General features: G+C 53.5%; 10 protein-coding genes. 9 read left to right on the forward strand and 1 reads right to left on the reverse strand.

The genetic code is table 11. The features are described from left to right. Window positions 1-383 precede the first annotated feature (383 nt). From tal to nhaR, 7 genes are all read left to right on the forward strand, one after another. Complete coding sequence (gene tal, locus H7A81_RS21030) at window positions 384-1,337, forward strand: transaldolase (RefSeq protein WP_182058619.1); 954 nt, start codon at window positions 384-386, stop codon at window positions 1,335-1,337. Window positions 1,338-1,460: 123 nt separating this feature from the next. Further along, window positions 1,461-2,048, forward strand: a complete 588-nt coding sequence (mog, locus tag H7A81_RS21035; RefSeq protein ID WP_182058620.1) for a molybdopterin adenylyltransferase — start codon at window positions 1,461-1,463, stop codon at window positions 2,046-2,048. Window positions 2,049-2,161: 113 nt separating this feature from the next. After that, window positions 2,162-3,463: an MFS transporter gene (locus H7A81_RS21040; protein WP_182058621.1), complete on the forward strand. Its 1,302-nt coding sequence runs from the start codon at window positions 2,162-2,164 to the stop codon at window positions 3,461-3,463. Between the two features lie 212 nt (window positions 3,464-3,675). Continuing rightward, window positions 3,676-5,586, forward strand: a complete 1,911-nt coding sequence (gene dnaK, locus H7A81_RS21045) for a molecular chaperone DnaK (RefSeq protein WP_034826116.1) — start codon at window positions 3,676-3,678, stop codon at window positions 5,584-5,586. A gap of 103 nt (window positions 5,587-5,689) precedes the next feature. Next, the gene (dnaJ, locus tag H7A81_RS21050) at window positions 5,690-6,835 is read left to right on the forward strand and encodes a molecular chaperone DnaJ (RefSeq protein ID WP_182058622.1); all 1,146 of its coding nucleotides are present in this window, start codon (window positions 5,690-5,692) and stop codon (window positions 6,833-6,835) included. Window positions 6,836-7,002: 167 nt separating this feature from the next. After that, window positions 7,003-8,181: a Na+/H+ antiporter NhaA gene (nhaA, locus tag H7A81_RS21055; protein WP_034826111.1), complete on the forward strand. Its 1,179-nt coding sequence runs from the start codon at window positions 7,003-7,005 to the stop codon at window positions 8,179-8,181. Between the two features lie 34 nt (window positions 8,182-8,215). Then, window positions 8,216-9,118, forward strand: coding sequence for a transcriptional activator NhaR (gene nhaR / locus H7A81_RS21060; protein WP_058959366.1), 903 nt, complete (start codon window positions 8,216-8,218; stop codon window positions 9,116-9,118). A 52-nt stretch (window positions 9,119-9,170) separates the two neighbouring features. Here the strand turns inward: nhaR and rpsT are convergent, their stop codons facing one another. Next, window positions 9,171-9,434: a 30S ribosomal protein S20 gene (gene rpsT, locus H7A81_RS21065; protein WP_034826107.1), complete on the reverse strand. Its 264-nt coding sequence runs from the start codon at window positions 9,432-9,434 to the stop codon at window positions 9,171-9,173. Between the two features lie 318 nt (window positions 9,435-9,752). Between rpsT and ribF the strand changes: the two genes are divergently transcribed. After that, window positions 9,753-10,691 carry a bifunctional riboflavin kinase/FAD synthetase gene (gene ribF, locus H7A81_RS21070; RefSeq protein ID WP_034826105.1) on the forward strand — a complete coding sequence of 313 codons (939 nt, stop codon included), beginning with the start codon at window positions 9,753-9,755 and terminating at the stop codon, window positions 10,689-10,691. A gap of 27 nt (window positions 10,692-10,718) precedes the next feature. Beyond that, window positions 10,719-12,048, forward strand: a 1,330-nt coding sequence (locus H7A81_RS21075; RefSeq protein ID WP_182058623.1) for an isoleucine--tRNA ligase, incomplete at its 3' end; no start/stop codon positions are given.

Raw genomic sequence — 12,048 nt, forward strand, 5'->3', positions numbered from 1 at the left:
AATACATTCGCCAATGGCCAGACATCATCGTACAGCTGTATTATTCAACTGCCCCACATATGGACTATGTCGAAACACGACCGCACCCACTTACCCACCCAAGCGCTCACCCGATCTCCCAGCGGGCTTTCAAAATCCAGTGTCTTCGCTGGCGAGATAACCATCAGCATCGTGTTTGTCCTTGTTGACCCGCCTGTTTACAGGGGATTGGTGGGAATTAAGTTGCGACGAGTGTAGCAAAAAAGCTGCACGGATCGGCAAATCGCTCCCATTTGTTAGCGCTATCGTAATGAGGCACTTCGTGATGTTGCGCACTGAATTGTGCGTGATATTATCCCAACAGCCTTTTACACCCTGACAGTCAACCTAAGAGAAAGAGAACCATGACGGACAAACTTACTTCCTTGCGTCAGCTGACTACTGTGGTCGCCGACACCGGTGATATCGCGGCGATGAAGCTTTATCAGCCGCAAGATGCGACCACCAACCCTTCTTTGATCCTCAACGCCGCTCAAATCCCTGAATACCGCAAACTGATTGACGAAGCCATTACCTGGGCACGTCAGCAGAGCAGCAACAAAGAAGAGCAGCTGGCACTGGTTTCTGACAAGCTGGCCGTCAACATTGGTCTGGAAATTCTGAAACTGATCCCAGGCCGTATCTCTACCGAAGTTGACGCACGTCTCTCCTACGACACCGAAGCGAGCATCGCGAAGGCACGTAGCCTGATCAAGCTGTACAACGATGCGGGCATCAGCAACGACCGTATCCTGATCAAACTGGCCTCAACCTGGCAGGGCATCCGTGCTGCTGAGCAGCTGGAAAAAGAAGGCATCAACTGTAACCTGACTCTGCTGTTCTCCTTCGCGCAGGCGCGTGCTTGTGCTGAAGCAGGCGTGTACCTGATCTCGCCATTCGTAGGCCGTATCCTCGACTGGTACAAGCAGAACACCGATAAGAAAGAGTACGCTGCGCATGAAGATCCAGGCGTGGTGTCAGTGGCGGAAATCTACAACTATTACAAACAGCACGGTTATGAAACTGTGGTAATGGGTGCCAGCTTCCGTAACATCGGTGAAATCATCGAACTGGCCGGCTGTGACCGTCTGACCATCTCTCCGGGCCTGCTGAAAGAGCTGGCAGAGAGCGAAGGCGCGGTTGAGCGCAAGCTGAGCTATACCGGTGAAGTCAAAGCGCGCCCTGCGAAAATGACCGAAGCTGAGTTCTTCTGGCAGCACAACCAGGATCCAATGGCCGTGACCAAACTGGCTGAAGGTATCCGCAACTTTGCCATCGATCAGGGCAAACTTGAGAAGATGATCGCCGAACTGCTGTAAGGTGATTTGCCGTGGCGGCACCCGTCGCCACGGTTTTACGCTTTCCCCTCGCTTCCGCTTTGTATTATCCTTTTTGCATTCCCCTTTATTTGCCGCCTTGCGGTCAACCACAGCGATAACTTAATGGATACTTTGCGTATTGGATTAATTTCCGTTTCCGATCGTGCTGCTAATGGCATTTATCAGGATCAAGGCATTCCGGCACTGGAAAGCTGGCTCGCCGCCGCGCTGACTACCCCGTTTGAAATCGAAACCCGTTTAGTGCCCGATGAGCAGCCGATGATTGAACAGGCGATCTGCGAACTGGTCGATGAACTGTTCTGCAATCTGGTGTTGACCACCGGCGGAACCGGTCCTGCGCGCCGCGATGTGACGCCCGATGCCACTTTAGCGGTCGCCGATCGTGAGATGCCGGGTTTTGGCGAACAGATGCGCCAAATCAGCCTGCAGTTTGTGCCGACTGCGATCCTTTCGCGTCAGGTGGGGGTGATACGTAAACAGTCGCTGATCCTCAATCTGCCGGGCCAGCCCAAATCCATCAAAGAGACGCTGGAAGGGCTGAAAGCAGAAGATGGTGCAGTGAAAGTGCCAGGCATTTTTTCCGCCGTACCTTATTGTTTACAGTTACTGGAAGGGCCCTATGTGGAAACCGATCCCGAGGTGGTAGCAGCATTTCGCCCTAAAAGTGCAAGGCGTGAGACAAACGTCTGAAAATCGCCGTTTTCAGGCATAAAATCCAGCGGTGCTGGTGTGGCGAAATATTGACGGTATAGTAACTCCAGCTTTACAACCATACTGACTTTGCCTCTGGATACCGCACGACTATGGATGCACACACAACGCGCCGTCTCAACGGCCAGGATTATAAAACTCTGTCGCTGGCCGCCCTCGGCGGGGCGCTGGAATTCTACGACTTCATCATCTTCGTCTTCTTTGCTGCAGTAATTGGCGAGCTGTTTTTCCCACCGGATATCCCTGAGTGGTTGCGTCAGGTGCAGACCTTCGCGATTTTCGCCGCCGGTTATCTGGCGCGCCCTCTGGGCGGCATCATCATGGCGCACTTTGGTGACAAAGTTGGGCGCAAGAAGATGTTTAGTCTGAGCATTCTGTTAATGGCGTTACCCACGCTGGCAATGGGCGCACTGCCGACTTATGCCAGTATTGGCATCGCAGCGCCGATTTTGATGCTGCTGATGCGCGTGCTGCAGGGCGCCGCGATTGGTGGCGAGGTGCCGGGTGCGTGGGTCTTCGTGGCTGAACATGTGCCGGAAAAACGCATCGGTTTTGCCTGTGGCACGCTGACAGCAGGTTTAACGGCGGGCATTTTGCTGGGTTCGCTGGTGGCGACGGTGCTGAACACCACGCTTTCACCGGCTGCGATTCGCGATCACGGCTGGCGCATTCCGTTCTTCCTCGGTGGCCTGTTTGGTTTGCTGGCAATGTATCTGCGCCGCTGGTTGCATGAAACGCCGGTGTTTAAACAGATGCAGGAGCGTAAAGCGTTATCCGAGAAACTCCCGCTGCAAACCATTCTGACCAGCCATAAGCGCGGGATTGTGGTGTCGATGTTGGTCACCTGGCTGCTTTCGGCCTGCATTGTGGTGGTGATCCTGATGGCACCCACATTAATGCAGAAGCAGCATGCGATTCCCGCAGCGTTAAGTCTGCAGGCGAATAGCGTTGCTACCATCATGTTGCTGATTGGCTGCGTCGTCGCTGGCTGGCTGGTGGATCGCTTCGGCGCGGCATTAACGCTGATGGGCGGTTCGTTGCTGTTGGCCATCTTCAGCTGGAACTTCTTCCATCAACTGGGTGGCTCGCCTGAGATGCTGTTCGTCTGGTACGGCCTGGCGGGATTGAGCGTGGGCGTGGTGGGTGTGGTGCCCTTTGTAATGGTCAAAGCGTTCCCGGCGGCGGTGCGTTTCACCGGTATCTCATTTTCCTACAATGTCGCCTATGCGATTTTCGGCGGTCTGACACCGATTAGCGTGACGCTGATGATGCAACTCACGCCGATGGCGCCGGCCTGGTATGTGCTGGCGTTGGCGCTGATTGGCTTGCTGGTTGGCCTGTGGCTGCAGAGCGAAAAACAGCGATCGACGCTGCTCAATCAGGTGAATGTCTAACCTAAGGCGCGTAAGCGCCTTTTTCTTTTCCGCATTTTTTTAAAATTATTTTAGTTTTAACCCTTGATGCGCTCTGAAGCGGCCCCATTTACTTGTCATCGAGTGATGTCAGGCAGCAAAAAAAGCCTGTCACAGCAGTTGAAAAGGGGCAGTTTGACCGCACATCTGCTAACAACGCTAATTGACAAAGAATTTAAGTGGGAGACGTTTAGATGGGTAAGATTATTGGTATTGACTTGGGTACAACCAACTCATGTGTTGCGGTTATGGATGGTGGTAAAGCACGTGTGCTTGAAAACGCCGAAGGCGATCGCACCACACCGTCAATCATTGCATATACACAAGATGGCGAAACTCTGGTCGGTCAGCCGGCTAAACGTCAGGCGGTGACTAACCCGCAGAACACCCTGTTCGCGATCAAGCGCCTGATTGGCCGTCGTTTCCAGGATGAAGAAGTGCAGCGTGATATTAAAATCATGCCTTACAAAATCATCGGTTCTGATAACGGTGACGCATGGTTGAACGTGAAAGACCAGAAAATGGCACCACCGCAGATCTCTGCTGAAGTGCTGAAAAAGATGAAGAAAACCGCGGAAGATTTCCTCGGTGAAGCGGTAACCGAAGCGGTTATCACTGTTCCAGCTTACTTCAACGATGCACAGCGTCAGGCAACCAAAGATGCCGGCCGTATCGCGGGTCTGGACGTAAAACGTATCATCAACGAACCTACCGCAGCCGCACTGGCTTACGGTCTGGATAAAGGTCAGGGCAACCGTACTATCGCGGTATATGACCTGGGTGGTGGTACTTTCGATATCTCTATCATCGAAATCGATGAAGTTGATGGCGAGAAAACCTTCGAAGTACTGGCGACCAACGGTGATACTCACCTCGGTGGTGAAGACTTCGACAGCCGTCTGATCAACTACTTAGTCGCGGAATTCAAGAAAGATCAGGGTATCGATCTGCATAACGATCCGCTGGCGATGCAACGTCTGAAAGAAGCGGCTGAAAAAGCGAAGATTGAACTGTCTTCAGCGCAGCAGACCGACGTTAACCTGCCGTACATCACTGCAGATGCAACCGGTCCTAAGCACCTGAACATCAAAGTGACCCGTGCGAAGCTGGAATCACTGGTTGAAGATCTGGTGACCCGTTCTATCGAGCCACTGAAAGTTGCTCTGCAGGACGCTGGTCTGTCTGTTTCTGATATCAACGACGTAATCCTCGTTGGTGGCCAGACGCGTATGCCAATGGTTCAGGCCAAAGTCACTGAGTTCTTTGGTAAAGAGCCACGTAAAGACGTGAACCCGGATGAAGCCGTTGCTGTAGGTGCTGCGGTTCAGGGTGGCGTGCTGGCAGGTGAAGTGAAAGACGTTCTGCTGCTGGACGTGACTCCACTGTCACTGGGTATCGAAACCATGGGTGGCGTGATGACTGCGCTGATTAGCAAGAACACCACCATCCCAACCAAACACAGCCAGGTGTTCTCAACCGCTGAAGATAACCAGTCTGCCGTGACCATTCACGTGCTGCAGGGTGAGCGTAAGCGTTCAGGTGATAATAAATCTCTGGGCCAGTTCAACCTCGACGGTATCCAGGCTGCACCGCGCGGTATGCCGCAGATCGAAGTGACCTTCGATATCGATGCCGATGGTATCCTGCATGTGTCTGCGAAAGACAAGAACAGCGGTAAAGAGCAGAAAATCACCATCAAAGCTTCTTCAGGTCTGAACGAAGAAGAGATCGAAAAAATGGTGCGTGACGCAGAAGCGAATGCCGAGTCTGACCGTAAGTTCGAAGAGCTGGTGCAGACGCGCAACCAGGGTGACCAGATTGCGCATAGCACCCGTAAGCAATTGGATGAAGCCGGTGACAAACTGTCTGCTGAAGACAAAGCACCGATCGAGTCTGCGCTGACCGAGCTGAACACCGCGCTGAAAGGCGAAGATAAAGCAGAAATCGAAGCCAAAATGCAGGCATTGATGGAAGTCTCAAGCAAACTGATGGAACTGGCGCAGCAGCAAGGCCAGGCGGGCGCAGCGGATGCTGGCGACGCTTCAGCGAAGAAAGATGACGATGTTGTCGACGCTGAATTCGAAGAAGTTAAAGATAAAAAATAATTGCCCCTGACCGGGCGCGACGGCTGGCCTGACAGCCGTTGAAACCAGCACGGGCGTAGGAGATCTCTCCACGCCCGTGCGATCATGTTAAGGGCAGAACAAAATGGCTAAGAGTGATTTTTACGAGATCTTAGGCGTCTCTAAATCCGCAGATGAGCGTGAAATCAAAAAGGCCTATAAGCGCCTGGCGATGAAATACCATCCGGACCGTAACCCGGACAATAAAGAAGCCGAAGCTAAGTTTAAAGAGATTAAAGAAGCCTACGAAGTCCTGACCGATGCGCAGAAGCGTGCGGCCTATGACCAGTACGGCCATGCAGCCTTTGAACAGGGTGGCATGGGCGGTGGTGGATTCGGTGGCGGCGGCTTTGGCGGCGGCGGTGCTGACTTCAGCGATATCTTTGGCGACGTATTTGGCGATATCTTTGGTGGTGGACGCCGTCAGCGTGCTGCCCGTGGTGCCGATTTACGCTACAACATGGAGCTGTCGCTGGAAGAAGCGGTACGCGGCGTGACCAAAGAGATCCGCATTCCTACCCTGGAAGAGTGTGATGTCTGCCACGGCAGCGGGGCTAAAGCGGGTACGCAGCCACAGACCTGTTCAACCTGTCATGGTGCGGGTCAGGTGCAGATGCGCCAGGGCTTCTTCACCGTACAGCAGGCGTGTCCGACCTGTCACGGTCGTGGTTCGGTGATCAAAGATCCGTGCAATGCCTGTCATGGACATGGTCGCGTTGAACGCCAGAAAACCTTGTCAGTAAAAATCCCGTCAGGCGTGGATACCGGCGATCGCATTCGTCTGAGTGGCGAAGGTGAAGCGGGTGAGCATGGTGCACCAGCAGGCGATCTGTACGTTCAGGTCTCGGTGAAGAAACACCCGATCTTCGAGCGTGAAGATAACAATCTGTACTGTGAAGTGCCGATCAACTTCGCGATGGCGGCATTGGGTGGCGAGATCGAAGTGCCTACTCTTGATGGTCGCGTGAAGCTGAAAGTGCCGTCTGAAACGCAAACCGGCAAGCTGTTCCGCATGCGCGGTAAAGGTGTGAAGTCGGTGCGTGGCGGAGCCGTTGGCGATTTGCTGTGCCGTGTGGTAGTGGAAACGCCTGTTAGCCTCAACGACAAACAGAAAGCGTTGTTGCGTGAGCTGGAAGAGAGCTTTGGCGGCCCAACGGGTGAGAAAAACAGCCCGCGCTCTAAAAGCTTCTTCGATGGTGTGAAAAAGTTCTTTGACGATCTGACCCGCTAATCGGGTAAGTGGTTCACAATGAAGCGGGGAGGCGACTCCCCGCTTTTTTTATGGCTGTGATTTAATAGATCGTTATTACCGATCTATAAACGAGACATAAGCTGCTTTTAACGAGGTATTTACGCCGCTAAACTAGCCGCTAAAAATTGTCCTGCTCAGGAGGAGTTGTGAACAAACCCCGTAGTATTCGAAGCTTACTGAAGAGCTTTATCGCGAGTGATGCCAGCAACGGCATCGTGCTTATTCTTGCCGCTGTTGCGGCAATGATCCTCGCCAACAGTGCAGAAACCGCGCAAGGTTATCAATCGTTCCTCGCTGAGCCGGTGCAAATTCGTTTTGGCGCACTGGATATCAGCAAAAACCTGTTGCTGTGGATCAACGATGCGTTGATGGCGTTGTTCTTCTTGTTAATCGGCCTTGAAGTGAAGCGTGAGCTGATGATTGGTGAATTAGCCAGTCGCGACCGTGCCATCTTCCCGGTGATAGCCGCGCTCGGTGGTATGGTGGTTCCAGGGCTGATCTTCTTTGGTTTCAATCATGCTGATGAAATCGCTCGCAACGGCTGGGCGATCCCAACTGCCACTGACATTGCCTTTGCTTTAGGTGTGCTGGCACTGCTCGGCAGCCGCGTACCTGCCGCACTGAAAGTGTTCCTGATGGCACTGGCGATTATTGATGATCTCGGCGCTATCGTGATCATCGCGCTATTCTATACCAGCGATCTCTCGGTGCTGTCGCTGAGCGTCGCAGCTGGCGCTATCGTATTGCTGGCGATATTGAACCGCTGCGGTGTGCGTAACATTGCGATTTACATGCTGGTGGGCGTGGTGCTGTGGACCGCTGTGCTTAAATCCGGCGTGCATGCCACGCTGGCAGGGGTGATCGTGGGCTTCTTCGTGCCGCTGGAAGAGAAGGATGGCCATTCGCCTGCAGAACACTTGGCACACGGTTTGATGCCCTGGGTAAACTGGCTGATTCTGCCGCTGTTCGCTTTCGCTAACGCCGGTATCTCTTTAAGTGGCATTACCTTTGGCGACGTGCTGTCACCGGAGCCACTGGGCATTATCCTCGGCCTGTTGATCGGTAAACCGCTGGGCATTACGTTGTTCTGCTGGCTGGCAGTGAAGTGGCGACTGGCGGTGTTGCCGAACGGCACCGCAATACGCGATATCATGGCGATCGGTGTACTGTGTGGTATTGGCTTCACCATGTCGATCTTCATTAGTTCACTGGCCTTTGACGCCGCACATGAGCAGTTGGTGACCTTCTCGAAACTCGGTATCCTCAGTGGCTCGCTGCTGTCGGCAGTAATTGGTTACACGCTGCTGCGTATCAAACTGCGATAAACAGGGAAGGAGGCGTAGGCCTCCTTTTTTTATAATGAATCAGCTCAATTTCAATCATCTCTATTATTTCTGGCAGGTGTGCAAAACCGGCTCCGTGGTACGCGCCGCTGATGTCCTGTGCCTGACGCCCCAAACGGTGACGGGTCAGATTAAAGCACTGGAAGAGCAATTGGGTGGCGCGCTGTTTCGTCGCCAGGGACGGGGTTTAGTGCCTAATGAACTTGGACAACTGGTGTTTCGCTACGCCGATCGCATGTTCATGCTCAGCCAGGAAATGCTGGATATCGTTAACTATCGCAAAGAGTCGCATCTGTTGTTCGACGTGGGTGTGGCGGATGCATTATCGAAGCCACTGGTGAGCAAAGTGCTGGAAGCGGCCGTGGTGTCGGAGGAGAAAATTCATCTGCGCTGTTTCGAGTCAACGCACGAGATGTTGCTGGAGCAACTGAGCCAGCACAAGCTCGACATGATTGTCTCGGATTGCCCAATCGACTCCACTCAGCAGGAAGGGTTGTTCTCCGTGAAACTCGGCGAATGCCCAGTCAGTTTCTGGTGCAATGCCCCGCTGCCCGATCGTCCTTTCCCGGCATGTTTAGAGCAGCGTCGCCTGCTCATTCCCGGGCGTCGCTCGATGCTCGGCCGCAAATTGCTGAACTGGATTCACAGCCAGGGGTTGCAGGTGGATATTCTGGGCGAGTTTGATGATGCGGCTTTGATGAAGGCCTTTGGTGCGCAGAACAATGCGATTTTTGTCGCGCCGACACTCTATGGCGCTGAGATCTATCGCGATGATACGATCCGTGAAATAGGGCGTCTGGAGGCGGTCATGGAGGAGTATCACGTGATCTTTGCCGAGCGTATGATTCAACATCCGGCGGTGCAGCGCATCTGCAATCGTGATTTCAGCGCACTCTTTAATGCTAAATCGCAGGCATAAAAAAACCGGCTAAGCGCCGGTTCTTTCGACAAAGCGATAACCTAACAGGCGATTAAGCCAGTTTGGTGATCTGTGCAGCCAGGTTTGCTTTATGGCGTGCAGCTTTGTTTTTGTGGATCAGACCTTTAGCAGCCTGACGGTCCACGATTGGTTGCATTTCGTTGAATGCGTTCTGCGCAGCAGCTTTGTCGCCTGTTGCGATAGCCGCGTATACTTTCTTGATGAAAGTACGCATCATTGAACGGTTGCTTGCGTTATGCTTGCGACGTTTCTCAGATGTTACGGCGCGTTTCTTAGCTGATTTGATATTAGCCAAGGTCCAACTCCCAAATGTGATCTATATGGACAAATCAAAGGCCGAGGACTATGCCTTTTGCGCCTTCTTTTGTCAATGGATTTGTGCAAATAAGCGTCGTTTTAGCAACGGCGCTTGATTACGTAATTGATGGCGCAGGATTCTACCAGCAACACGTCGCTGAATACAGTATTTCGCATTAAAAATCTTCATTACCTGCCTGAGCAATGGGTTGCGTGCGCATTAAGCCGTACCATACGCAGGAAAGGCACGCAGACGGGTTAACCTGAAGGCCATTCAAGGGTATAATCCGCCGATTTCCACCGGTTTGAGTCAGCCATGAAGTTTATCCGCGGTATTTATAATCTGAAAGAGCAGCATCGCGGCTGCGTCCTGACCATTGGCAATTTTGACGGCGTACATCGCGGCCACCAGGCATTGATGGCGGAGTTGATTGCTGAAGGACGTCAACGCAATCTGCCGGTGGTGGTGATGCTGTTTGAACCGCAACCACTTGAATTGTTTGCCGGTGACAAAGCCCCGGCACGCCTGACGCGTTTGCGCGAGAAGCTGAAGTATCTCGAGCAGGCGGGTGTTGATGCGGTGCTCTGCGTCCGCTTTGATCGCCGTTTTGCGGCGCACTCCGCACAAAGTTTTATCGCTGAACTGCTGGTCGATAAACTCAACGTGAAGTTTCTCGCAGTGGGTGATGATTTCCGCTTTGGCGCTGGTCGCCAGGGAGATTTCCTGTTATTACAGAAAGCCGGTGTCGAGTATGGCTTCGACGTCATCAGCACCCAGACCTATTGTGATGGCGGTGCGCGTATCAGTAGCACGGCGGTACGTCAGGCACTGGCACAGGATGATTTTGCGCAGGCGGAAGCGCTGCTGGGCCATCCATTCAGCATTTCAGGGCGCGTGGTGCACGGTGATGCACTGGGGCGCACCATTGGTTTCCCCACCGCTAACATTCCATTACGCCGCACAGTAACGCCGGTGAAAGGGGTGTTTGCGGTAGAAGTGTTAGGCCTGGGCGACAAGCCCATCGCTGGCGTGGCCAACATTGGCACACGTCCGACGGTAAAAGGTCTGCGTCAGCAGCTTGAAGTTCACCTGCTTGACACACATATGAATCTTTATGGCCACCACATTGAGGTGGTGCTGAAACAGAAGATTCGCGACGAACAGCGTTTCGCTTCGCTGGACGCGTTGAAAGAACAAATTGCGAAAGATGTGGTGACGGCCCGCCAATTTTTTGGGCTTAACGCACCGGCTTAATGACCGAAATACGGAACCGAGAATCTGATGAGTGACTATAAATCTACCCTGAATTTGCCGGAAACGGGGTTCCCGATGCGTGGCGATCTGGCCAAACGCGAACCGGGAATGCTGCAACGTTGGACTGATGACAACCTGTACGGCATCATCCGCGAAGCCAAAAAAGGGAAAAAAACCTTTATTTTGCATGATGGCCCTCCTTACGCGAACGGCAGCATTCATATTGGTCACTCCGTTAACAAGATTCTGAAAGACATTATCGTTAAGTCGAAAGGCATGGCGGGCTATGACTCGCCGTATGTGCCGGGTTGGGACTGCCATGGTTTGCCTATCGAGCACAAAGTTGAGCAGATGATCGGTAAGCCAGGCGAGAAAGTCTCCGCCGCGGAATTCCGTGCCGCCTGCCGCAACTACGCTGCTGAACAGGTTGAAGGCCAGAAGAAAGACTTCATCCGTCTCGGCGTGCTGGGCGACTGGGATCGTCCCTACCTGACCATGGACTTCAAAACCGAAGCCAACATCATTCGTGCGCTGAGTAAAATCATTGGCAACGGCCACCTGCACAAAGGCGCGAAGCCGGTGCACTGGTGCATGGATTGCCGCTCGGCGCTGGCTGAAGCGGAAGTGGAGTACTACGACAAAACCTCCCCATCTATCGACGTGATGTTTAACGCCGTCGATGCCGATGCGGTGCGCGCGAAGTTTGGCGTTGCCGCCTCTGAAGGCCCGGTTTCTCTGGTGATCTGGACCACTACCCCGTGGACCATGCCGGCCAACCGCGGTATCTCACTGCATCCTGAGTTCGAATACCAGTTGCTGCAAATCGAAGGCCGCAGCTTGATCCTCGCCAAAGAGATGGTTGAGGGTGTGATGAAGCGCGCGGGCATCACTGAGTGGAAAGTACTGGGCGAATGCAACGGTGCGGCACTTGAGCTGCAGCTGTTCCAGCACCCGTTCCTTGAGCAGATCCAATCCAAAGTCGTATTGGGCGAGCACGTTACGCTGGAAGCGGGTACCGGTGCAGTGCATACCGCACCTGGCCACGGCCCAGATGACTATGTGATCGGCCAGAAATACGGTCTGGAAACCGCTAACCCGGTCGGCCCGGATGGCGCGTACCTGCCAGGCACCTATCCCACGCTGGATGGCGTAAACGTGTTTAAAGCCAACGACATGATCGTTGAGCTGTTGAAAGAGAAAGGCGCGCTGCTGCACGTAGAGAAACTGCTGCACAGCTATCCACACTGCTGGCGTCACAAAACCCCGATCATCTTCCGTGCCACCCCGCAGTGGTTCATCAGCATGGATCAGAAGGGACTGCGTGCGCAGTCGCTGAAAGAGATCAAAGGCGTGCAGT

It is taken from the genome of Pantoea sp. ME81 (assembly GCF_903970985.1).
Classification (GTDB): domain Bacteria; phylum Pseudomonadota; class Gammaproteobacteria; order Enterobacterales; family Enterobacteriaceae; genus Pantoea; species Pantoea communis.